The sequence below is a fragment of the Xanthobacter luteus genome (genome assembly GCF_040049235.1).
In the GTDB taxonomy this organism is placed as follows: domain Bacteria; phylum Pseudomonadota; class Alphaproteobacteria; order Rhizobiales; family Xanthobacteraceae; genus Xanthobacter.
In genome coordinates, this window is record NZ_JBDZDO010000003.1 from 470,913 (window position 1) to 493,605 (window position 22,693).

Here is a 22,693-nt window from a genome sequence, read left to right on the forward strand (position 1 = left end):
GCGTCCTATGCCGGGGGCTGGGCCGCCGCCGGCGCGCCATAGGTGAGTGCGAGGACGGTGATGTCGTCGAATGGCGCCGCCCCCCGCGTGAACTGCTCCACCGCGGCCAGGACGTGATCCACGAAGGCGGCATTGGGCAGCGCCCGCGCCGCCATGGTGACGGCATGGAGCCGGGCCTCGCCGAACTGGTCGTCGGTCGGATCGGCGGCATCGGTCAGCCCGTCCGTGAACAGGAACAGGCGCTCGCTTGGGGCGAGCCGCACCCGCTCGGAGCGGAAGCGCGCGGTGTCGAGGATGCCGACCGCCATGCCTGAGGGCGCCAGCAGGTCGCAGCCGCCGTCCCGGCGCAGGACCATGACGTCCAGGTGGCCGCAATTGCAGTAATCGAGCGTCCCGTCGTCGAGGTCGAGCACGGCGCAGAACAGCGTCACGAACATGCTCTCGCTGTTGGTGGCGCACAAAAGCTCGTTGACGATGCCGATGGCGGCGGCGAGGTCGCTCTCGCGCCGCAGCACGTAGCGCAGGGCGGTCTGGGTCGCGCTCATGAAAAGCGCCGCCGGAACGCCCTTGCCGGACACGTCGCCGACGCTCATGGCGAGGCGCCCGTCCGCGAGCAGGAACATGTCGTAGAAGTCGCCCCCCACCTCCTTGGCGGGGCGCATGCACGCCTGGATCTCGGCGCGGCCGCCGAGGTCGGCGGGCTCGATCGGTTCAGGCAGCATGGCGCGCTGGATCGCGGTGGCGCTCTCCATTTCCCGCCGCAGGGCCTGCCGCACCATGATCTCCTCGGCGAGGCGCCGGAAGGAGAGGGAGAAATTGGCGAGCTCCGGCAGCGGGTTGCGCAGGTCGTCCAGGAGCCGCATGTCGAAGTCGTGGCGCTCCAGCGCGTTGAGCGCGCTGGAATAGAAGCCCACCGCCCGGTTGAAGGTCTCGAGCCGGCCGCCGATCTGCCTCAGCGCCGCTTCGAGGAAGGTGGGATGGGCGAGGCCGGCATCCTTCAAGGCCCGGGCGCCGATGCGCACCGCGCTGACCGCGGTCACGGCCTTCACATGGGCGGTGCGGGGCACGCCGGTGAAGGTTGCCACCTCGCCCACCACCGCCGGGGCATGGACTTCCGCGAGGTGGACGTTGTCATAGGGCGTGTCGATGAAAACGAGCGCCGTGCCCTCGAGCAGGAGCAAAGCGAAGTCGCTGGTCTCGCCACGGCCGATCATGATCTCGCCCGGCGCGAAGCTGACGCAGGCGCCGCCGGCGATCAGATCGGCGAGCACCTCGGAGGGCAGCACGCCCATGATCGGATGATCGGCGAGGCGCTTGGCGACGCGGCGCGCCGCGTCGGGCGGCAGCCGCGGCGGCATGCCGTCCTCGCAGAAAAAAGGATCCGATGCCTGCGTCATGGCTAGTGCTTACCGCGCCAGCGGCCAAGCCGCAAACCGCGTGTTGCGGGCCGCCCGCGCGTTCAGCGCAGCCGCAGGACCGCCATGGTGCGCGAGAGCACCGCAAACAGCACCGCCGTGGACCAACCGAACAGCAGCATGCCGTTCGCCGCCGACATGGGGCCGAGCAGGCGCCAGTCGGCATTCGGATCGATCGATGCGCCGAGCGTCGTGAAGTTGGCGAAGGCGAGATAATAGGTGTCCTGGAGCCGGGTCTCGCTGACGGCAGCGTAGGCGAGCGACCAGATGCCGACCTCGACGAAGTGGGTCGCGGTGAGCAGCGTGCCGCCGATCGCCATCAGCGCGGTGAGGGCCGGTACCGGATGGCGCCGCGGCAGATGCCGGCCGGCCTTGCGCGTCATGCGCAGGACGAGGACGGTGGCGAAGGCCTGGACCACCACGCACAACAGGCTCACGAAGGCGCCGAAGAAGAACTGGCCGTGAAGATACATGCGTCTCGCCGCCCAAGGCAGGGATGGAGGAAGCCGGCGCACTCTTGGCCCGGTGTGGGTGCGGGCGCAATGGCTTGGGTGGATTTGGCCGCGGCTGGCGGCGCGATTGTGCGCCGCAGGCAGGGGCCTTCGGCGGGGCCCTTGGGCGCCCCCGCCGGCCGCGCCGCATTGATCTCCGGGCGTTTGTGTGTATTTTGCGCCGCAAAACATCCCCCATCGTCGCGGGCCCGAGGACATCGGACCCGCGTTTTTGTGCTGGACGGCCCATGAAGCTGCGCAACATCGCCATCATCGCCCACGTCGACCACGGCAAGACCACGCTCGTCGACGAACTGCTCAAGCAGTCGGGGTCCTACCGCGAGAACCAGCGGGTGGCCGAGCGGGTGATGGATTCCAACGACCTGGAAAAGGAGCGCGGCATCACCATTCTGGCCAAGGCCACTTCGGTGGTCTGGAAGGACACGCGCATCAACATCGTCGACACCCCCGGCCACGCCGATTTCGGCGGCGAGGTGGAGCGCATCCTGAACATGGTGGACGGCGCCATCGTGCTGGTGGACGCCGCCGAGGGCCCCATGCCGCAGACCAAGTTCGTGGTCGGCAAGGCGCTGAAGGTGGGCCTCAAGCCCGTCGTCGCCATCAACAAGGTGGACCGCTCCGACGCCCGCATCACCGAGGTGGTGAACGAGGTGTTCGACCTGTTCGCGGCGCTCGATGCCACGGACGAGCAGCTCGACTTCCCCATCCTCTACGGCTCGGGGCGCAACGGCTGGATGGCCGACAAGCCCGAGGGCCCGTCCGACCAGGGCATGGCGCCGCTGTTCGACCTGGTGCTGAAGCACGTGCCCGAGCCCACGGTCGACGACGGCCCGTTCCGCATGATCGGCACGCTTCTGGAAGCCAACCCCTTCCTCGGCCGCATGATCACCGGGCGAATCACCTCCGGCTCCATCAAGCCGAACCAGCCCATCAAGGTGCTGGCGCAGAACGGATCCTTGGTGGAGCAGGGCCGGGTCTCCAAGATCCTCGCCTTCCGCGGCATCGAGCGCCAGCCCATCGAGGAGGGCGTGCAGGGCGACATTGTCGCCATCGCCGGCCTGTCCAAGGGCACGGTGGCGGACACCTTCTGCGCGCTCGAGGTGAGCGCGCCCCTGGCGGCCCAGCCCATCGACCCGCCCACCGTCACCATGACCTTCATCGTCAACGATAGTCCGCTCGCCGGCACCGAGGGCGACAAGGTGACGAGCCGCGTGATCCGCGACCGCCTGCTGCGCGAGGCGGAAGGCAACGTGGCGCTGAAGATCGAGGAATCGAGCGAGAAGGATTCCTTCTTCGTGTCCGGCCGCGGCGAACTGCAGCTCGCGGTGCTGATCGAGACCATGCGCCGCGAGGGCTTCGAGCTCGCGGTCTCCCGCCCGCGCGTGGTGTTCCAGAAGGACGAGGCCACCGGCGCCGTGCTGGAGCCGATCGAGGAAGTGCTGATCGACGTGGACGAGGAATATTCCGGCGTCGTGGTGCAGAAGATGAGCGAGCGCCGCGCCGAGATGGTGGAGATGCGCCCCTCCGGCGGCAACCGCCAGCGCCTGGTGTTCTACGCCCCCACCCGCGGCCTCATCGGCTACCAGTCGGAACTGCTCACCGACACCCGCGGCACCGCCATCATGAACCGGCTGTTCCACGAATACGCCGCCTATAAGGGCGAGATCGCCGGCCGCATCAACGGCGTTCTGATCGCCAACGAGCCGGGCGAGGCGGTGGCCTATGCCCTGTGGAACCTGGAAGACCGCGGCCCGATGATCATCGAGCCGGGCTGGAAGGTGTATCAGGGCATGCTGGTGGGCGTGCACAACCGGGACAACGACCTGGAAGTGAACGTGCTGAAGGGCAAGAAGCTCACCAACATCCGCACCACCTCGAAGGACGAGGCGGTGCGCCTCACCCCGCCGATCCGCATGACGCTGGAGCGCGCGCTGGCCTGGATCCAGGACGACGAGCTGGTGGAGGTGACGCCCAAGTCGATCCGCCTGCGCAAGCGCTTCCTCGACCCCAACGAGCGCAAGCGCAACGAGCGCAAGAGCGTGAGCGAGATGGCCTGATCCGGCCGCGCGCCGGCTTGACGGCAGGTCCGCACCTCTTGCGCACCTGAGGCGGCACGCCCGCAGACCCGTGCCGCCTGGCGCGGCCGGTTCGATGGCCCGCGAACTGCGGGCGCCGGAGCATGCGCAGCCTGAGCCCTGCCGCCGGCCGCCGCGCCTGGCGGGGGCCGGGTAGGGGGCGTTCCGCTCCCGCGTGGGCTCCAGGCGCCGCGAGAGAAAGCCGGCGCGCCCGGCGGCAGGCGCCGGAATCCGCGGCCCGCCTGCGCCCCGCATCCCCGGACCAGCCATTCTGCGACCGCGCCCCTCGAACCGCGCGCGGAACCAGCCGCGCCGCCGCCCAGCGGGCGCGCCGGCCGTAGCTGCGCGCTATTTGAGTAAGGGCGGTAGTATTCAGGTGAAGATCGCATGTATTTCACCCCAGAAAACTTCCAAAATTTTGCCGGGTGACGGTCAAAACTTTGAAATACTTCGGGCCTATCCTGTCCGGGGGCAGACGGTTTCGGCGGCCTGGTCAGGGCCGGAGCGGCCATCAACCCTCTGTATCGTAGAGCTAAATCGTCTGTTCCTCCAATTCGGGTCCCCCCCCCCCCCCCCCGAGAACCGCGTCCGGCGTCCGAAATGATCGTCGTTTCCACCAAACGGATGATGCCGCGCCCCGAGCGCCCCATTACAATCGGGCTATCCCAGTAACCGTGCCGGGCGCGGCAATGTTCGAGGGATAACTTAAACTGCAGCCTGTGCAGGTGGGCGTCGACACGTCCGCATACGCGCGTCTTGTCAAATAAAACGGTTCCCTGCACCCAATAATCAGAGATTGTCATGGCCAATATCAAGCATATGACGCGGAACAGTCTCGTGATCGCTGCCCTTTCCGCGGCCGCGATGCTGATCTGGACGCAGAGCGCGTCCGCCTATACATGCTACACCTCGACTGGCAATCCCTATAATTGCCAGAGCAAGGGCGGCGCTGGCGGCGGCGGCGGCGCCGGCTATATGGGCGGTGCTGGCGGCGGCGGCGGCGGCGGCGGCGGGGGCTATTACGGCGGCAAGGGCGGGGGCGGCGGCTCCGGCGGCTCGGGCGGCTATAAGGGCCAGGGCGGCAGCGGCGGCGCCGGCGGCGCCGGCTATTCGGGCGGCTACGGCGGCGGCGGCGGCGGCGGCGGCTCGGCCGTGGGCAAGGGCTCCAAGGGCGGCTCGGGCGGCACGGGCGGCGCCGGTTATTATGGCGGGTCGGGCGGGTCCGGCGGCGGCGGCGGCTCGGCGGTGGGCGGCGGCAAGGGCGGCTCCGGAGGTGGCGGTGGCGCCGGCTCGTTCGGCGGCACGGGCGGGTCCGGCGGCGCGGGCGGCAGCGCCTTCTGAGCCCGAGCAGAGCAGGGTCCGGCGCGGCTTGTCCGCGCCGGGATCTGCCGTCCCGCCCAAGCGGGCGGCCTCGCTTTGGAGGCTTGGCTTTGTCGCCTTGGTCTTGGCGGCGCGGCTTCGACGGTGTCCGCTTTGGCGGTGTCGGCTTGGATGGTTCTCGCGCACCGCAGTGTCGGGTGATCCCCGACGGGACGGTGTGAGCGGCCGAAGGATGACCGCCAGCCCGCCCGCCGCGGCCAGCCCATCTGCGTGCGCCCGGATGCGCGCGGTCCCCGGGACGGGCCTTACCCGGCGCCGGTCCTTGCGGCAGGTCCCGGTCGCACAACACGCGTCCCCTTCATGCAGTGCGTCCTCCAGGAGAGCGTCCCATGAGAATTCTCACTGTTTTTGCGGTCGCGCTGGCGCCGGGCGTCGTCGCCGCGTCATTCGCGCCCACGCTTCTCGCCGCGCCCGCTGCCGCGCGTGCGGCTGATGTCGCGCCTTCGGCGTCGGGCGCGTCCGCGCGCGCGCAGCAGATGCCCGCCGCTGCCATGCGTCTTGCTCAGGCGGCGCAGTCCGGCCAGCCGGGCCGGGGCGGAGACGGCGGAGGTCTTCCCGGATTGCCGGGTGGCCAGGGCGGCGCCTCCGGCGCGGCCGGTGGCGCCGGCGGCGCGCCGGGCATGGCGGGCCTTCCGCCCGAATATCTCAATGATCCCGATCTGGTGAAATACTGCGTGCGCCTGATGCGAACCCAGGGGCGCGCCACGTCGAACGATTACATGCCGGAGGATTGCGCCGCCTATCTCGAGGCCATCAGCGGCGCGGGGCCTTTCGTGGGTGATCTGCCCGGCGCGGCAGGCCGCAGGGGAGCCGGCGGCGCCGGTGCCGACGGGCCGAGCATCAGCGGCGGCGTGGGCGGCAAGGGCGGTGCCGCCGGCTATGGTCCCGGCGGCGGCAAAGGCGGCGCCGGTGGCGGCGGGTCGAGCGGCGGGGTGGGCGGCAAAGGCGGCGCGGGCGGCGGCTCCAATTGATCGCCCCGGGGGGCACGGACACAGCGCCCGGGCCCTATCCCGATTGCAGGCTCGGGTTCAAAAGCGGCGCCGAGGGCGGCGCAAAGCCCCGGAGCCGGCGCCTGATCGGTAGCGCGCAACCGGAGACGTGGCGGGCGGAGGGGACCCGCTTCCGGTTGTGGCGGAAGTATCGCACGCCCCCGCAAGCGGCTCCCTCCGCGCTGGTCGTCGCCGCCTCGCAACGCCAGATGGGGTAAGGTTTCGGTGGAATTCAAAAGGGGCAGCCAGATGAAGTTCCTGCACCTCGGCACGATGGTGGCGGTCGCCGGCATGGTCGGGGCCGGCGCGGCGGGCGCGGCGGATCTTTCCAAGCCGGTCTACAAGGCGTGGCCGCCGGCCCCCACTTGGGCGGGCTTCTATTTCGGAACCCAGACCGGCGCGCTCCTCGGCGGCGACGATCTCTCCGTGATCAATGGCCCCGTGGTCCCGCCCGTGGTCCCGCCATTCGGCGGCGCCGGCGTCCAGAACGGCATCGCCCTGGGCGAGATCGACGGCCCCACGTGGTATCAGGGGCTTTATGCCGGCTACAACTGGCAGCGGGGCAACCTCGTCTACGGCCTCGAGGCGGATATCAACAGCCTCGGCCCGGTGGATTCGGTCCTGGGCAGCGCGCGGGTTCGCCTCGGCTACGGGACTGATCAGTTCCTCCTGTATGGCACCGCGGGCTTGGCGGTGGTGTCCCTGAACGGCGGCGTGGGCGGCGTCTTCGTGGGCGGCAACGGCGGCAATGGGGGCAATGGCGGGCCGGGCGGCGACGGCGGCGCGGGCGGCAACGGGTTCGGCACCCGCATCGTCGGCGTTGACGGCACCACGCAGGCCGGCTTTGTGGGCGGCGTGGGGGCTGAATATCGGCTGGCGCCTGCGGTGGGTATCGGCGTCGAGGCGCTCTATTACGCATTCGATCTCGGCACCGGCAGCTTCGCTTTGCCCGACGATTTTTTCACCGTGCGCGGCCGGCTGAGCTTCTATCCCGGCCAGAGCGATGTGGCGGGCGCCGCATCGGCCGCCGATTGGTCCGGATTCTATGTGGGCGGCCATGTGGGCGCGCTCTATCCCGGCTCGGAGGGCATCGGATCGACGGCGCTCGCGCCCGGCCAGAATGGCGGCGCGGGTGTGCGCGGCATCGATGGCGGCGGCGGCGGCGGCGGCGGTGTCGCCTTTGCGGGCCTCGATCAGACCGCCGCGATCGCAGGCGGCGTCCATGCGGGCTATAATATTCAGCTTCAGAACTTCATTCTCGGCGCTGAGGCCGATTTCGACCTCAGCTCCAGCGGCGCCAATCCCTATTTCGGCACGCTGCGCGCCCGGCTCGGCTGGGCCGGTCCCCAATTCATGATCTATGGCACTGCGGGCGCGGCGGCCACCCGCAGCAAGGCGACCAGCGCGGTGTTCGGCGGCAATGGCGGCAACGGCGCCGATGGCGGCGCGGCGCTGCCGCCGCCCGGCGGGGCCGGCGGCCTCGGCGGGGCGGCGCTCGCCTTCGGCGCGGACGAGACCCTGTGGGGCTTCGTCATCGGCGGCGGCGTCGAGGCGAAGCTCGGCCGCGGCATGAGCGCGGGCCTCGAGGCGCTCTATTACGGCTATGAGAGCGCGTCGGCGCCCCTTCTGGTGCCGGCGGCCGGCCGGACCTTCGTCGCGGGCGGCGACAGCGACGCCTTCGTGGTGCGCTCGCGCCTGTCTTTCGCCCTGCAGCCCTGACCGGGCGCGCCGCCGCCTGCCGGCGCCCGACCGCGCGGTCTGCGCCAACGCGGATCCTCACCCTTCGGACGATCCGCGCCGCGCCGCAGCGCGGGGCGTCGGCGCGCGGGGCCGCCGCATCACCCGCGCGATGTCAACCGGGCCCCACCGAGGGGACGCTGGTGCGCGGATCCGGCCCCAGCATCTCGAAGGCGATGCGCCGGCGCACCTCGTCCTGGCGCGCGCGCACCAGGCCCGGGATCAGGAAGGCGTCCACCACGAACCAGATGATGCCAATCACGAAGAAATAGGACGCGATCTGCAGCAAAGCGGTGGCGGTGCGCCCCAGATAAAAGCGGCGGCTTCGGTCTGCTCAGCGCTGGCCTTTTCAGCGTTGCTTGCGGCGCTCGCTGGACAGTTCGGCCAATAGGCTCTCGATGCGCTCAGCATTGGAGCCGAGGTCGTGCTCGCCATAGCGCGAGGCCGAGCGGGCGTCCACCCGCGCGCCCTTGGGGGTGGAGCGGATGCGGATCACCACGTCGGAGCGGAAGCCCATGACCGGCGAGGTGGCCACCGCCTCGATGCGCCCGTCGCGCCGCGCCCCGCGCGGCGGTGTGGCGTCGATGATGCGCCAGCGCCGTTTCTGGATCAGCGCGAGGAGGCCGTTGAACGCCTCCTCCGGGGTCGCGCTCAGGTCCTGCGGCTTGATGGCGGGATAAGCGGCGCGCTGGGCGCCCGGCGGGTCGCTGGGCTGGTACGCGATCGGGTTCGCCTCGCGCGGCCGCGCCAGCGCCAGCGCATGGAAGCGCGGCGGGTCCTCGAGGTCGGTGGTGATGTCGGCGAGGCGCGGCAGCACGAGCCCGCGCGCCAGCACCGCCGCCGGGCCGGCCACCAGCACGAAGGCGATGGCGGCGCTCGCCATGGCCTTGCCGATGCCGCGCCAGCCGCTCTCCCAGATGATGAAGAAGGCCACGGTGCCGAGAATGCCGCCGAGAAGCGCCATCGCAAGGCCCACCACCAGCGTCGTCACCGCCGGGCGGAACTCCAGAAGGCCCAGGCGGTAGAGCCCGGCCGACAGCAAGATCACCGGCACGGAAAATAGGACGAGGCGGAAGCTCCACTGCGCGAGCGGAGATTGGCGCTCTTCCGTATAGAGCCGGCGTTTGATCATCGCGTGCGTGTATCCAGCATGGCCGTTCGGCACCGGGTGGGGCGCGACGGGCGGGGGGGCCCGCTGCGAGCAATCGGCGCCGCGACCAAGGTTTTGCGCGCGCGGACTGCCGCTTGGCAAGCCCGTCCCCGGTCGGGAGCGCCGATCCGGCGCTAGAGCGCAAGCAGCGCGGGCAGGTCGTCCACGCTGTCCACCACCGCGTCGGCATCTTGGCAGAGCTGCTCCACCGGCGCCGGGCCCGAGCGCACCAGGATGAAGCGGGCGCCCGCGCCGCGCGCGGCCGCGAGGTCGTAGGCGCTGTCGCCCACCACGGCCAGGTCCGCTGGCGCATGGCCGAACGCCTGCGCCACCGCCAGCACCATGCCCGGCGCCGGCTTCGGGCCGAAGCCCGAATCATAGCCGTGCACCGCCCGCAGGAACGGCGCGAGGCCCAGCGCCTCGGCCTGCTGCCGGGCGTTCGCCTCGGCGTCGTTGGTGACGATGGCGAGATCGAGCCCGCGCCCATGCAGCCGCTCCAGAACCGCGCGGGGCCGGCCGATGGCGGTGAGATACCGCAGTCCGGCCTCGGCGAACAAAGCGTCGATGAGGCTGAGAAAGTCCGCGCTCGCCTCCCGGTCCAGGGTCTGCGCCCAAAGCGGCCCGAAATGGGCCGCGGACCCCGCCACCAGCGGCGAGGACGGCAGGAAGCGCGCCTCGTCGGGCAGGAAATGGCTCACCGCCTCGAGCCGCGCCGCGGCGGCGGCATCGCCGGCGGCGAGGGTCTGGATCACGAACCCGGCGGCAGGGCCCCAGGTCCGGTCGAGGTCCACCAAGGTGCCGTCCTTGTCGAACAGCAGCGCCTTCAGGTCCCGCATGGTGCCCCATCCCCCTGTGCGCCGGGGCCCTCCCGCGGGCGGGCGCGGCGCGATCGGCGGTAGCCAAAGCGCCCGGTCCGTGGCAGTGACGCCCCTCGCGGCACCGGCCGGCCGTTCCCCGCGGGCGGGTTCGACCACCGGCCCGCTTGTTGCCTTCCCGGCGGATCGGCTTCAGGTTTCCTAGCATGGCGCAATTGACATCGCGATGCCGTCCAGGGGCCGGCGGCGCGCCCGGCCTCAAGGTGCTTCTGGCGGCGGCCGCGATCACCATCGCGGGAACGGCGGCGCGTGCGCAGGCGCCGCTGCCGCCGCCCAAGCCCGAGGCGCCCGCCGCCTCCCCCTCCGCCGCCTCGGTGCCCTCCGCCCCGCTCCCCGGGCCCCGGCCGCCGGCGCGGCCGGCCGCCCGGCCGCGCCTGTCCACCGATGTCGCGCCCCTGCCGCGCCCGCGCCCGCCGGAGCTCCTGGAGCTGGACGCCGAGGCGGAGCGGCAGCAGGAGGCGCGCGCCGCGCCCGCGCCGCAGGCGCCGCCGGCCTTTGCCTTTCCGCCTCTGTTCGGGCCGGCGCCGGCGGCCCTCGCCGATCCGCCGGCCGCGCCGCAGGCGCCCGCCATCGCCTCCTTGCCCCCCGCCTCCGCGCCCCTGCCGACGCCCCTGCCGACGCCGCGGCCGGCGGGCGAGGCGCCGCCCGCGCCAGCCCGGCCGGCACGGCTTCCGGCGGCCTGTGTGGCGCTGGTCGAGGCGGGCGCCATCGCCGCCGAGATCGAGCCCGATTTCACCTCCAAGCCCGGCTGCGACCTCGCCGATCCGGTGCGGCTCAGCGCCATCCGGCTCAAGGACGGGCGCATGGCGGCGCTGAAGCCGGCCGCGATCCTGCGCTGCGAGACCGTGCTGGCGGTGGCGGCCTGGGTGCGCGAGGACGTGGCGCCGGCGGTGGCCGCCCTCGGCACGCGGGTGGAGGCGGTGAAGGTGGCGGCGTCCTATGACTGCCGCCCGCGCAACCGCGTGCTCGGCGCGCGCATGAGCGAGCATGGCTACGGCAATGCGCTGGACGTGGGCGGGTTCGAGGTGGCCGACCGCCGCCGGCTGGAGGTCGAGGGCGGCGGCTTTCCGCTGAGCCTGCAGAACCTCATGAAGGACAGCGCCTGCCGGCGCTTCTCCACCGTGCTCGGGCCGGGGTCGGACGGCTATCACGAGGATCACATCCACGTGGACATCGCCGCGCGGCGCAACGACTACAAGCTGTGCCGCTGGGAGATCCAGGACAAGCCCGTGGTGGCCGCACCAGTGCCGAAGCCCAGGCCCGCCGAGGCGGCACCGGCGTCCGGCGCCGCGGACGAGGAGGCCGAGGTGCCGAGCGCGGGCGAGGGCACGGAGCCGGCGGCGGCGGTCGCCGCCGAGCGGGCGCAGGACGCGGCCGGGCGCGCGAGTGCCTCCGGCGCCAAGCCGCAGGCGGGCGCTGCGGGCCGGAATGCGGCGGGCGGCGCCGCCCGCAAGGGGGCGGACGGCAAGGGTGCGGACGGCAAGGGGGCGGACGGCAAGGGGACCGCGCCCAAAGGCGTGGCCGCCCAGGATGCGGGACCCAAAGGCGCCGGCGCCAGAAGCGGGCGGAAGGACGGCCCGGCCCGGGGCGCCGCGCCCGCCGCCGATCCGAAGGGCGCCCAATCCGGCACGCCGGCCGGCGCGGCCGGAGGCGGGTAGGGCGCCATCCGTCTGGCGGGCAGATCGCCGCCCTGCGCGCTTCCCGCGAACATGGCTCCGGCCTGCTCGGGGGCTCCCCTTCTAAGGTCAAGAAAGAGCGAGCATATCCCGATCCGCGCGCGGGACGCGGGCCGGGCGGCGCGAGGGCGAGCGCGGCGGCGTGCGCCAGCGTCACCGGCGGACCGACGGCCCGCCCCCTCGGCCGCGCCGCGCGGGCACTGCCCCGGACGGCGCGCCGGCCCGCACAGCAAAAAGGCGCGGCCGAAGCCGCGCCCTCAGTGCATCCGTCCCCGCTCGAAGCGGGTGACGATCAGAGAACCACCACGTCGGCGCCGACGGGCGCGCGGTTGTAGAGGTCGATCACATCCTCGTTCAGCATGCGGATGCAGCCCGAGGAGATGGCCTGGCCGAGCAGCTCGGGCTGGTTCGTGCCGTGGATGCGGAACAGGGTGTCGCGGCTGCCCTGGTACAGATAGAGCGCGCGGGCGCCCATGGGATTGTGCGGACCCGGCCCCACATAAGCCGGCAGGCCGGAAATGCGCTGGTGGATCTCCGGGGTCGGGGTCCAACTCGGCCATTCGGTCTTGCGGCCGACCTTCGCCTGGCCGCGGAAGGCGAGGCTCTCCTCGCCCACGGTCACGCCGTAGCGGATCGCCTTACCCTTGTCCTCGACCAGATAGAGGAACTTGTTGGGCGTATCGACGATGATCGTGCCCGGCTTCTTGCCGGTCGGATAGTCGACGATGTGCCGGGCGAGCCTGCCCTCCGGCTTCACCTTGGGATACGGCGCCTGCGCGAGAAGCTGCTTGTCGCGCGGCTTCAGGGCCGTCTCGGGGGTGGGCGCCAGTGTCTCCGACACGCAGCCACCGAGCATCAAACCGAGCAGAAGTGCCCCAACCGCCCGCCACATCATCTGCGCCTCGTGCGTCTCTCAACCCTCCGAAGAGGGGAATCGAAAAAGGATCGATACATGGATTAACCCATGCACCGCCGTGCTTGAAGGGGATGCCGTTGCGTCGGATACGTCTTCTCAACCAGTGTTGCAAAAATGCAGCACAGCGCCGCCAATGCTTGAAAGATTCGCTATTTCGCAAGCATTTGGCTCTCTGATCGTGGAATGACCTTCGGGTGGCCGCAGCGATTGCACAGTTTTGACGCAGTCCATGGCCATCTGAGAGAGGTCTTGCAGTAAGGCGTTCCACGTATCGGGGCGCTGGGATCAGGAGAGGGACATGTCGACCGAACAGCCGTCGCAAGGGCTCAGCCAGCGCCGTGAAGCCGAACTGAAGCGCGCCCAGGCGCAGCAGGCGTCCCAGTGGGGCGCGATCGGAATCTCGGCCGTGGCCGCCGCGGCGCACCAGAGCAGCGACAAGCGGGCCGCCGAGGCCGAGGGCGCGCAGAAGCGTATCGTGACCTTGCGCGACATCGAGTATTTCGCGGCCTGAGGGGCGCCTGCGCCCGACGGCGGACCGGCCGCCGCACGGGCCTGATGGGACGGCGATGAAGCGAGCGCGGGGGCGCCGCCGCCGCCCGATTTCTCCGGACAAGGAGCGCGCCAGAGCGCGATCCGATCAGATGGACTCAATCTGATCGGCGCATCGCCCTCTAGGTTAAGAATGGAGAACGCGTTATCCGATCAGCTTGCATCGCAAGCAGGTCGGCGCGTGCTCTGCGAGGACGCTCCCCGAGTCCCGAGGATTTTCCATGCTCACAGCCTATGTCCCGGAGAACGGTAGCCTCATCGCGGTTCCCGTGCCGGATGCGGCCGCCCTGCCGCAGGGTTTTGTATGGCTCGATCTGGTCTCGCCGACCGAGGGCGAGGACAAGATCATCGAGCAGGCCATCGGCGTGGAGATCCCCACCCGCGAGGAGATGGGCGAGATCGAGCAGTCGAGCCGGCTCTACAGCGAGAATGGCGCGCGCTACATGACCGCGGCCATCGTCTGCGGCGCCGATACCGAGACCCCCGTGGCCGCCGCCGTCAGCTTCATTCTCACCGCCAAGCTGCTGGTCACGGTGCGGTACGGCGATCCGCGCCCGTTCGCCACCGTGAAGCACAGGCTGGGCAAGGCCTGTCCCGAGAGCGTGGACGGCGAGGGCGTGCTCCTGCATCTGCTCGATGCGGTGGTGGACCGGGCGGCCGACGTGCTGGAGCAGATCGGCGCCGATGTGGAGCGTATCTCCCGCCGCATCTTCGAGCGCGGCCCCGTGGGCGAGAGTGCCAACCAGCGCTACCGCGCCATCCTCTCCCAGATCGGCCGCAAGGAAGGGCTCGTCTCCTCCGCCCGCGAGAGCCTCGCCTCGTTCCAGCGCCTGCTCTCCTTCCTCGGCACCGAGACCGACGCGGCGGAGGTGACCAAGGATCAGCGGGCCGCCATCAAGTCCATGAGCCGGGACGTGGCGGGCCTGTCTGACTATGCCGCGTTCCTCGGCGACAAGCTCCAGTTCCTGCTGGACGCCACCATCGGCATGGTGGGCCTGGAACAGAACAACATCATCAAGATCTTCGCGGTGCTCTCGGTGGTGCTCATGCCGCCGACCCTGATCGCCTCGATCTACGGCATGAACTTCCAGCACATGCCTGAGCTCGACTGGACCTACGCCTACCCGGCGGCGCTGGTGGCCATGGTGATCTCGGGCATCCTGCCATATGTCTTCTTCAAGTGGCGCGGCTGGCTGTGAGCCGGCGCCGGCCGCTCACACGTGCTGGCCGCCATTGATGTGGATCTCCGCCCCGTTGAGGTAGGAGGAGGTCTCGGTGCACAGCACGTAGATGATCTTCGCCACCTCGTCTGGGGTGCCGAGGCGCTGCATGGGGATCTGCTCGACGATCTTCTCCGTGCCCGGCGACAGGATGGCGGTGTCGATCTCCCCCGGGGCGATGGAATTGACCCTTATGCCGCGCCGGCCGAAGTCGGACGCCATCTCCCGCGTCAGCGAGGCGAGCGCCGCCTTGGAGGTGGCGTAGGCCGCCCCGGCGAAGGGATGCACCCGCGAGCCGGCGATGGAGGTGACGTTCACCACCGAGCCCTGCGCCCGCTCCAGCTCCGCCGAGAGCCCGCGCGCCAGGATGATGGGGGCGAAGAAATTCACCTGGAACACGTCGACCCAGGTCTCGAGATCGGTGTCGAGGGTGCCGAGCCGCGAGCCGCCCGCGCCCTTGGGCGAGATGGCCGCGTTGTTCACCAGCGCGTGCAGCCGCCCGTCCGGCAGGCGGCGCTTGACCTCGTCCACCGCCGCCTTGGTGCTCAGCGGGCTCGAAAGGTCCACCTGGATGTGGTCCTCGGGCCCCGCGCCCCAGGGGCACTGCTCGGGAAAGGCGTGGCGCGAGCAGGAGATGACGCGCCAGCCCGCGGCCGAGAATCGCTTCACCGTCGCATGCCCGATGCCGCGGGATGCGCCGGTGAGCAGCATGATGCGCGGCGGCTCTTCGGGGGTCATTCTGTCCTCGTGCGGAACCTTGTTGTCTCGCGCCGACAAGCAGCACCCGTGCGCGCGAAAGGTCAAGCGCGGGGGCGGCGTCCGGCAGGCTTGTTCGCCGCGCCCCCCTCGGGCATCGTGCGCCCCTTCGTTTCACGAGCGCCGGAAGCCCATGTCCCCCTCGCCCCGACCCGTCCAGCCCGGTGACCACGTCTTCCTGGTGGACGGCTCCTCCTTCGTCTTCCGCGCCTACTTCCAGTCCATCAACCAGGACCGGAAGTACAATTTCCGCTCGGACCGGCTGCCCACCGGGGCGGTGCGGCTGTTCTGCACCAAGCTGTTCCAGTTCGTGCGCGACGGCGCGGTGGGCATCACGCCGACCCATCTCGCCATCATCTTCGACAAGTCGGAGGACAGCTTCCGCAAGGAGCTCTACCCCGCCTACAAGGCCAACCGCTCCGATCCCCCCGAGGAGCTGATCCCCCAGTTTCCGCTCATGCGCGAGGCGGTGCGCGCCTTTGGCCTGATCCCGGTGGAGCAGGCGCGCTACGAGGCCGACGACCTGATCGCCACCTATACCGAGCAGGCGGTGAAGGCAGGCGCGGACGTGCTCATCGTCTCCGCCGACAAGGACCTGATGCAGCTCATCGGGCCGAAGGTCGCCATGTACGATCCCGCCTCGGGCGAGAGCGGCGGGCGCGGCGCGCGCCCCGAGCGCCGCATCGGCGTCGGCGAGGTGCTGGAATATTTCGGCGTCCCGCCCGAGAAGGTCACCGACGTGCAGGCGCTCGCGGGCGATTCCACCGACAACGTGCCGGGCGTGCCCGGCATCGGCGTCAAGACCGCGGCGCAGCTGATCGCCGACTTTGGCGACCTCGAGACGCTGCTGGCCCGCGCCGGCGAGATCAAGCAGCCCAAGCGGCGCGAATCGCTGATCGCCAACCAGGAGGCGGCGCGCATCTCCAAGCAATTGGTGACGCTGGTGCGCGACGTGGCGCTCGAGGTGCCGCTCGACGATCTGGTGCTGGAGGCGCCGGACGCCCGGCAGCTCATCGCCTTCCTCAAGGCGATGGAGTTCACCACCATCACCCGGCGCGTGGCGGAAGCCTATGGCGTCGAGGCGGGGGCCGTGGACCCGGACCCGAGGCTGGCGCCCTCCGGCGGCCTGTTCGCGCCCGGCGCCGAGCCCGAGGCCGAAGCGGCGCCCTTGGCAGGCGATGCCGGCGCGGCGCCGGACGGCACGGCGGCGGAGGCCAAGGCGGCGGGCAAGCTCTCTCCCGCCGCGCTGGCGAGCGCCCGCGCCCAGGCGGCGCGCGCGATGCCCGTGGACCGCAAGGCCTACCGCACCGTGACCGACCTCGGCGAGCTGAAGGCGTGGTGCGCCAAGGCGGCGGACCAGGGCTATGTCGCCTTCGACACCGAGACCAATTCGCTCGATCCCATGCAGGCGGACCTCGTCGGCGTCTCGCTGGCGCTCGGCCCCAACGCGGCCTGCTATATCCCGCTTCTGCACCAGGGGGCGGGCGACGGCCTGTTCAGCGAGGGCCTGCTGCCGGGCCAGATCCCGAGCCATGAGGCCATCGCCGCGCTCAAGGGGGTGCTGGAGGACGAGGGCGTCCTCAAGATCGGGCACAATGTGAAGTACGACCAATTGGTGCTGGCGCGCCACGGCATTGCGGTGGCGCCCATCGACTGCACCATGTGCATGTCCTACGCGCTCGATGCCGGGCGCAACGGCCACGGCATGGACGAGCTGTCGGTGCTGCATCTCGGCCACCAGCCGATCGCCTTCACGGAGGTGGCGGGCAAGGGCAAGGGACAGATCACCTTCGACAAGGTGGCGCTCCAGGCCGCCACCGACTATGCCGCCGAGGATGCGGACGTGACGCTGCGCCTGTGGCAGGTGCTCAAGCCGCGCCTCGCCGCCGAGGGCCGGACCACCGTCTACGAGACCCTGGAGCGGCCGCTGATCGGCGTGCTGGCGCGCATGGAGGCGCGCGGCATCGCCATCGACAAGGCCATGCTGGCGCGCCTGTCCTCGGAGTTCGCGCAAGGGGCGGCGCGGGTGGAGGACGAGATCGCCGAGCTGGCCGGCGAGCGGCTGAACGTCGGCTCGCCGAAGCAGATGGGCGACATCCTGTTCGGCCGCATGGGCCTGCCTGGCGGCACCAAGACCGCCACCGGCATGTGGTCCACCAAGGCGACCGCGCTCGAGGAACTGGCCGAGGCTGGCCACAAGCTGCCGCAGAAGATCCTGGAATGGCGCCAGCTGGCGAAGCTGCGCTCCACCTATACCGACGCGCTGCCAAACTACGTGCATCCGCAAACCAGGCGCGTCCACACCTCCTATGCGCTCGCCGCCACCACCACCGGGCGGCTGTCCTCGTCCGATCCGAACCTGCAGAACATTCCCGTCCGCACCGAGGAGGGTCGGCGCATCCGCCGCGCGTTCGTGGCGGAAGAGGGCAACCTTCTCATCTCCGCCGACTATTCGCAGATCGAGCTGCGGCTGCTGGCCGAGATCGCCGAGATCCCGGCGCTGCGCCAGGCGTTCCAGGAGGGGCTCGACATCCACGCCATGACCGCGTCGGAGATGTTCGGCGTGCCGGTGAAGGACATGCCGGGCGAGATCCGGCGGCGCGCCAAGGCGATCAATTTCGGCATCATCTACGGCATCTCGGCGTTCGGCCTCGCCAACCAGCTCTCCATCCCGCGCGAGGAGGCGGGGCAGTACATCAAGCGCTATTTCGAGCGATTCCCCGGCATCCGCGACTATATGGAGGAGACCAAGACCTTCTGCCGCGAGCACGGCTATGTGGAGACGCTGTTCGGCCGGCGCTGCCACTATCCCGACATCGCGGCGAAGAACCCCTCCATCCGCGCCTTCAACGAGCGCGCCGCCATCAATGCCCGCCTGCAGGGCACGGCGGCGGACATCATCCGCCGCGCCATGGTGCGCATGGAGGATGCGCTTGCGCAGGCGAAGCTCTCCGCCCGCATGCTGCTGCAGGTGCACGACGAACTGGTGTTCGAGGTGCCCGAGGGCGAGGCGGAGGCGACGCTGCCCGTGGTGCGCCACGTGATGGAGAGCGCGCCGGCGCCGGCGGTTGCGCTCGCGGTGCCGCTGAAGGTCGACGGCCGCGCCGCCCGGAACTGGGAAGAGGCGCACTGAGAAGAGGCCGAGCCGCGCCGTGGTTCCCTCCCCGAAGGAAAGGGAGAGCCCGGGCGGGCGCGAAGGCGGTGTCGGCCGGGCGACGCGCGGCAGACGCCGCTCCGGTTCTCAGCCGAACTTGAACAGCACGCCGTAGCCGCCGCGCGGATAGTTCCACTCAATGTCGCCCGAGGGCTCGCCGATGATGCGGCAGGTGCCGCATTCGACGCAGCCGTCGGCGGTGATCTCCACCTGGCCGCTGGCGTTGAGCTCGTAGCAGCGCGCCGGGCAGGCGGTGAGCAGCGCGGTCAGCGCCGGGCTGGGGGTGGTGTGGGGCCGCACCTTGATGTGGCAGCGGCCCGCATCCACCAGATAGCGGTTCTGGAACAGCTTGTCCTCAACGCGGACGGCGAGATCGGCAGTGGCCATGTCCCTCTCCTCGGATTCCGGTTCAACTCAGCGCCACGCCCGGGCGAGGCGGAAGGCGTCGCCGAACAGGCCCGCCCACGACCGCGCCGAGGTGAACGATTTCAGGGTCATCTTTTCCTTCTCGATCTTCGGCGTGCCGTCGACGCGCACGAAGCTCTGCATCGCCTTGGAGACCAATTGGGGGTAGGTCAGGAAGAAGTTCTGGGACTGGATGTGCAGCAGCTGCGGCATGTCCTTGTACTTCTTCAGATCCTTGATGATGAAGCTGTCCTCCAGCATCTTCTTGTAGAGCGAGAGGTTCTGCGCCGTCATCGGCTCCTTCTTCGACTTCACCTGGAAGATCGCCTCCGCGGCGATGCGGCCCGAGGTCATGGCGAGGTTCGAGCCCTCGCGGTGGATGGCGTTGTTGAGCTGGGCCGCGTCGCCCACCACCACCCAGCCGTCGCCGAACAATTGCGGGATCGCCTTGTAGCCGCCCTCGGGGATCAGGTGCGCGGCGTATTCCTTCACCTCCGACCCGGCGATGAGCGGGGCGACGGAGGGATGGCGCTTGAACTTCTCCAGGAGCTGGTAGGGCGACTGGCCGGTCTTCTGGAAGTCCGAGACCAGGCAGCCGATGCCGAGCGAGATGCATTCCTTGTTGGTGTAGATGAAGCCCATGCCGGTCATCCCCTGGGAGATGGTGCCGGCGGCCTCGATCACGACGCCCTCGTCGCCCTTCAGGGTGAAGCGGTCCTCGATGGTCTCCTGGGGCAGGAAGTGCATCTCCTTCACCGCCAAGGCGACGTCGGTGGGCTTCGGGATCTTGCGCAGCCCGGCCCTTGTGCCGAGCAGGCCGCTCACGCCCTCCGCCAGCACCACCACATCGGCGTGGATCTGGCCGCCGCCGCGGTCGGTCTTCACCCCGATCACCTTGCCGTAGGCGTCCTGCACCAGCTCGGTCACCGTGGTCTCGCACACCACCAGGGCGCCGGCCTCCTGGACCTTCTTGGAGAACCACTTGTCGAACTGGGCGCGGATGATGGTGTAGCGGTTCGGGGCCTCCTCGTTGAAGTCCTCCGAGCGGTAGTGCAGGCCCACATGGGCCTTGTCATCCATCATCCAGAAGCGCTGCTCGACGAGGTGGCGCTCCAGCGGCGCGTCCTCGCGGAAGTCCGGGATGATCTTCTCCATCATGTCCGAATAGAGAATGGCCCCCTGGACGTTCTTGGAGCCGGAATACTCGCCGCGCTCCAATTGCAGCACCTTGAGCCCGCGCTTCGCCAGGGTGTAGGCCGCGCCGTTGCCGGCCATGCCGGCGCCCACGACGATCGCGTCGAACTTCTCGTCGATCATCTCAATTCCTCCTCAGCTCGCCATCTTGTCGCGGGAATGGGGGGACAGGCGCCGCTTGAAGGCTTCCGTCAGCGTGGGCAGGAAGCGGATGGCGTCGGTGACGATGCCCACATGGGCGAAGTCCATGATCGGCGCGTTCTTGTCGGTGTTGATGGCGACGATCAAATCGGCGCCCTCCACCCCCACGCGGTGCTGGATCGCGCCCGAAATGCCGGCGGCGATGTAGAGCCGCGGGCGGATGGTCTTGCCGGTCTGGCCGATCTGCCGGTCCGAGGCCACCCAGCCCTTCTGCACCAGCGGGCGCGAGCAGCCGTACTCGGCGCCCATGGCGGCCGCGAGCTGGCGCACCAATTGGAAGTTCTCGGGCGAACCGAGCCCCATGCCGCCCGCCACCACCACGTCGGCATAGGCCAGGCTCGACTTGCTGGAATCGCGGTCGGGTAGGAAGCTCAGGATCTTGGTGACGATGTCCGCCTCGGCGAGGGAGAGCTTGTGCTCCACCACCCGGCCGATCGGCTTTTCGACCCGCTCGGGCATGGCCATCACGCGCGGGCGGACGGTCGCCATCTGCGGGCGGTAGTTCAGCGTGTAGATGGTGCACAAGAGCGAGCCGCCGAAGGTCGGCCGGGTCGCCGCGAGCGAGCCGTCCGCGTCCACGTCGAGCTCGGTGGAATCCGCCGTGAGGCCGGTGAGCAGCGTGGTCGCCACCGCGCCGGCGAGGTCGCGGCCGAGCGTGGTGGCGCCCAGCAGCAGGATCTCGGGCTTGTAGGTGTTGACGAGCTCCGTCATGGCCGCCGTGTAGGCCTCGTTGCGGTAGTCGGCGAGCACCTCGTCCGCCGCCACATAGACGAGGTCGGCGCCGTAGCAGAAGGCCTCGGCCACCGCGCCCCGCACCGTCTCGCCCTCGGCGCCGAGCACCACGGCGGCGAGCTCCACGCCGAGCTTGTCGGCGAGCTTCCTGCCTTCGCCCATCAGTTCCCAGGAAACCGGATGGACCTGGCCGCGCTCCTGCTCGACGAACACCCAGACGTGCTTGTACGCCTTGAAGTGCTCGGGCAGCTCCTTCTTGGTGGCCGCGCGTCCGCCGGCGGCGGGGGCTTGGGGCTTCTTCGGCTCGCTCATGGTGGTCGGCTTTCTGTTCTCGGCGTCCTGTGCGGGGGCGTTCAGAAACCGCGCGCCAGCGCGGTCAGATCGGCCTCGAGATTGGGCTGGCGGGCGAACACTTCGGCGATCAGCGCCTCGGCGAGGCTGCCGCCTTCGGGCGCCTCGATGAGCTTTGCCTTCTCCGAGCGGGCGGCCGGGGCGAACACGCGCTTGACGATGGTGGGCGAGCCCTTGAGTCCGCATTTGCCGAGGTCCTCGACACCGGCGTCCTTGGCGTTCCACTTGACGATCTCGGCGCGCGCGGCGCGCAAGGCGTCGGCCATGGTGCCGCGGCGCACCTCGTTGGTGCCCTCCAGCATGGCGATCAGGCACGGCAGCTGCGACTTGAGCACCTGGGTGCCGCCCTCGGCCCGGCGCTCGAGCGTGATGGTGCGGCCTTCCGGGTCGAACGCGGCGATCTTCGCCACATAGGTCACCTGCATCAGACCGAGCCTTTTGGCGATGCCCGGGCCCACCTGGGCGGTGTCGCCGTCGATGGTCTGCTTGCCGGTGAAGACGATGTCGGGGGCGCCCCAGGTCTCGCCGATCTTGGTGATGGCGGTGGCGAGGGCAAACGAGGTGGCGAGCGTGTCGGAGCCGGCGAAGAAACGGTCGGTCAGCAGCACCGCGCGGTCGACGCCGAAGGTGAGCGCCTTGCGCAAGGAATCCTCGGCGGAGGGCGGGCCCATGGTGAGCACGGTCACTTCGCCGCCGAACTTGTCGCGCAGGCGCAGGGCCTCTTCCAGCGCGAACAGGTCGTACGGGTTGATGATGGTGGGCACGCCCTGGCGCATGATGGTGTTGGTCACCGGATGGACCCGGATCTGCGCGCTGTCGGGGACTTGTTTGATGCAGACGACGAAATGCATGACCTTGGCTCCGAGCCGTCCGGTGGGCTCCGAGGACCAGGGAGCAAAGCGCGTGCCAAGGCGCGAATGCTGTAAATAGACAAAGTAAATCAAGCGATTGTCGAACCGACCTCCGGCGTTTTACGTAGCCGGGAGGACATGTCGGGAGCGGACAAAGAAAATGGGCTTGTCGGGAAGGTGACAGGGTGTCGGATCGCCGATGGGCGGGCTCCCGCGCGGCGGCGATCCGACACCCTGGCGCCGGGCGCTCCTCGCCCCCGTCATCCTCCGGCCTGACCGGGAGGCCCCCCTTGCGGCTGGGCTACGGGCACATGGCAGCCGCTTGTTCCCCTCCCCCCTGTGGGGAGGGGCAGGCGTCGGCACGCCGTCGCCCCTGAAAACGAAACCGGCCGGCCCCTCTCGGGACCGGCCGGGCACGGGTTTGCCTCGGGATCAGACGGCGAGCTCGGCGGCGGTCTTGCCGACCTGGCTCTCGTCCACGGCCTTCATGATGCCGTGCTCCATCAGCATGTCCTCGAGCTCGTCCATGGTGATCGGCGTCGGGATGATGCCCTT

At 70.1% G+C, this 22,693-nt stretch carries 19 protein-coding genes and 1 pseudogene; 8 read left to right on the forward strand and 12 right to left on the reverse strand.

What is annotated here, in order from left to right; translation table 11 throughout:
• Window positions 1-5: 5 nt before the first annotated feature.
• Together ABLE88_RS13295 and ABLE88_RS13300 are read right to left on the reverse strand one after the other, a co-directional pair.
• Window positions 6-1,397: a PP2C family protein-serine/threonine phosphatase gene (locus ABLE88_RS13295; RefSeq protein WP_348832160.1), complete on the reverse strand. Its 1,392-nt coding sequence runs from the start codon at window positions 1,395-1,397 to the stop codon at window positions 6-8.
• Between the two features lie 62 nt (window positions 1,398-1,459).
• A complete protein-coding gene (locus ABLE88_RS13300) occupies window positions 1,460-1,888 on the reverse strand; it encodes a two pore domain potassium channel family protein (protein WP_348832161.1) in 429 nt (142 codons plus the stop codon).
• A 266-nt stretch (window positions 1,889-2,154) separates the two neighbouring features.
• On the opposite strand from ABLE88_RS13300, the gene typA reads away from it, so the two are divergent.
• The 4 genes from typA to ABLE88_RS13320 all read left to right on the forward strand — a co-directional run bounded on the left by typA (window position 2,155) and on the right by ABLE88_RS13320 (window position 8,090).
• Window positions 2,155-3,984, forward strand: coding sequence for a translational GTPase TypA (gene typA, locus ABLE88_RS13305; RefSeq protein WP_348832162.1), 1,830 nt, complete (start codon window positions 2,155-2,157; stop codon window positions 3,982-3,984).
• A gap of 855 nt (window positions 3,985-4,839) precedes the next feature.
• Window positions 4,840-5,343 (forward strand): hypothetical protein, encoded by a 504-nt coding sequence (locus ABLE88_RS13310; RefSeq protein WP_348832163.1) that lies wholly within the window; start codon window positions 4,840-4,842, stop codon window positions 5,341-5,343.
• A gap of 344 nt (window positions 5,344-5,687) precedes the next feature.
• Window positions 5,688-6,353 carry a hypothetical protein gene (locus ABLE88_RS13315; RefSeq protein ID WP_348832164.1) on the forward strand — a complete coding sequence of 222 codons (666 nt, stop codon included), beginning with the start codon at window positions 5,688-5,690 and terminating at the stop codon, window positions 6,351-6,353.
• Between the two features lie 267 nt (window positions 6,354-6,620).
• Entirely contained in the window at window positions 6,621-8,090 is a 1,470-nt protein-coding gene (locus ABLE88_RS13320) for an outer membrane protein (protein WP_348832165.1), read from the forward strand.
• Window positions 8,091-8,223: 133 nt separating this feature from the next.
• On the opposite strand, the gene ABLE88_RS13325 is transcribed toward ABLE88_RS13320, so the two are convergent.
• From ABLE88_RS13325 to ABLE88_RS13335, 3 genes are all read right to left on the reverse strand, one after another.
• Window positions 8,224-8,397: a hypothetical protein gene (locus tag ABLE88_RS13325; RefSeq protein WP_348832166.1), complete on the reverse strand. Its 174-nt coding sequence runs from the start codon at window positions 8,395-8,397 to the stop codon at window positions 8,224-8,226.
• 60 nt (window positions 8,398-8,457) lie between these two features.
• A complete protein-coding gene (locus ABLE88_RS13330) occupies window positions 8,458-9,240 on the reverse strand; it encodes a DUF1499 domain-containing protein (RefSeq protein WP_348832167.1) in 783 nt (260 codons plus the stop codon).
• A 152-nt stretch (window positions 9,241-9,392) separates the two neighbouring features.
• On the reverse strand, window positions 9,393-10,094 hold the full coding sequence (locus ABLE88_RS13335; RefSeq protein ID WP_348832168.1) for an HAD family hydrolase: 702 nt from the start codon (window positions 10,092-10,094) through the stop codon (window positions 9,393-9,395).
• A 185-nt stretch (window positions 10,095-10,279) separates the two neighbouring features.
• Between ABLE88_RS13335 and ABLE88_RS13340 the strand changes: the two genes are divergently transcribed.
• Window positions 10,280-11,791, forward strand: a complete 1,512-nt coding sequence (locus tag ABLE88_RS13340) for an extensin family protein (protein WP_348832169.1) — start codon at window positions 10,280-10,282, stop codon at window positions 11,789-11,791.
• Window positions 11,792-12,101: 310 nt separating this feature from the next.
• Here ABLE88_RS13340 and ABLE88_RS13345 read toward each other — a convergent pair whose 3' ends face one another.
• Window positions 12,102-12,704, reverse strand: coding sequence for a L,D-transpeptidase (locus tag ABLE88_RS13345; RefSeq protein WP_348832170.1), 603 nt, complete (start codon window positions 12,702-12,704; stop codon window positions 12,102-12,104).
• Between the two features lie 319 nt (window positions 12,705-13,023).
• On the opposite strand from ABLE88_RS13345, the gene ABLE88_RS13350 reads away from it, so the two are divergent.
• Window positions 13,024-13,236 carry a hypothetical protein gene (locus tag ABLE88_RS13350; RefSeq protein WP_348832171.1) on the forward strand — a complete coding sequence of 71 codons (213 nt, stop codon included), beginning with the start codon at window positions 13,024-13,026 and terminating at the stop codon, window positions 13,234-13,236.
• A gap of 259 nt (window positions 13,237-13,495) precedes the next feature.
• Window positions 13,496-14,473, forward strand: coding sequence for a magnesium transporter CorA family protein (locus ABLE88_RS13355; RefSeq protein ID WP_348832172.1), 978 nt, complete (start codon window positions 13,496-13,498; stop codon window positions 14,471-14,473).
• A 15-nt stretch (window positions 14,474-14,488) separates the two neighbouring features.
• Here the strand turns inward: ABLE88_RS13355 and ABLE88_RS13360 are convergent, their stop codons facing one another.
• Window positions 14,489-15,205, reverse strand: a complete 717-nt coding sequence (locus ABLE88_RS13360; RefSeq protein ID WP_348832193.1) for an SDR family NAD(P)-dependent oxidoreductase — start codon at window positions 15,203-15,205, stop codon at window positions 14,489-14,491.
• A 178-nt stretch (window positions 15,206-15,383) separates the two neighbouring features.
• On the opposite strand from ABLE88_RS13360, the gene polA reads away from it, so the two are divergent.
• Window positions 15,384-18,383: a DNA polymerase I gene (gene polA / locus ABLE88_RS13365; protein WP_348832173.1), complete on the forward strand. Its 3,000-nt coding sequence runs from the start codon at window positions 15,384-15,386 to the stop codon at window positions 18,381-18,383.
• A 108-nt stretch (window positions 18,384-18,491) separates the two neighbouring features.
• Here the strand turns inward: polA and ABLE88_RS13370 are convergent, their stop codons facing one another.
• From ABLE88_RS13370 to nifH, 5 genes and pseudogenes are all read right to left on the reverse strand, one after another.
• Window positions 18,492-18,791 carry a ferredoxin family protein gene (locus tag ABLE88_RS13370; RefSeq protein ID WP_348832174.1) on the reverse strand — a complete coding sequence of 100 codons (300 nt, stop codon included), beginning with the start codon at window positions 18,789-18,791 and terminating at the stop codon, window positions 18,492-18,494.
• A 27-nt stretch (window positions 18,792-18,818) separates the two neighbouring features.
• Complete coding sequence (locus tag ABLE88_RS13375; RefSeq protein WP_348832175.1) at window positions 18,819-20,126, reverse strand: FAD-dependent oxidoreductase; 1,308 nt, start codon at window positions 20,124-20,126, stop codon at window positions 18,819-18,821.
• A gap of 12 nt (window positions 20,127-20,138) precedes the next feature.
• Window positions 20,139-21,248 carry an electron transfer flavoprotein subunit alpha/FixB family protein gene (locus tag ABLE88_RS13380; protein WP_348832176.1) on the reverse strand — a complete coding sequence of 370 codons (1,110 nt, stop codon included), beginning with the start codon at window positions 21,246-21,248 and terminating at the stop codon, window positions 20,139-20,141.
• A gap of 41 nt (window positions 21,249-21,289) precedes the next feature.
• Entirely contained in the window at window positions 21,290-22,138 is an 849-nt protein-coding gene (locus tag ABLE88_RS13385) for an electron transfer flavoprotein subunit beta/FixA family protein (protein WP_348832177.1), read from the reverse strand.
• A 432-nt stretch (window positions 22,139-22,570) separates the two neighbouring features.
• Window positions 22,571-22,693: pseudogene (gene nifH, locus ABLE88_RS13390) on the reverse strand (nitrogenase reductase); the annotation flags it as partial.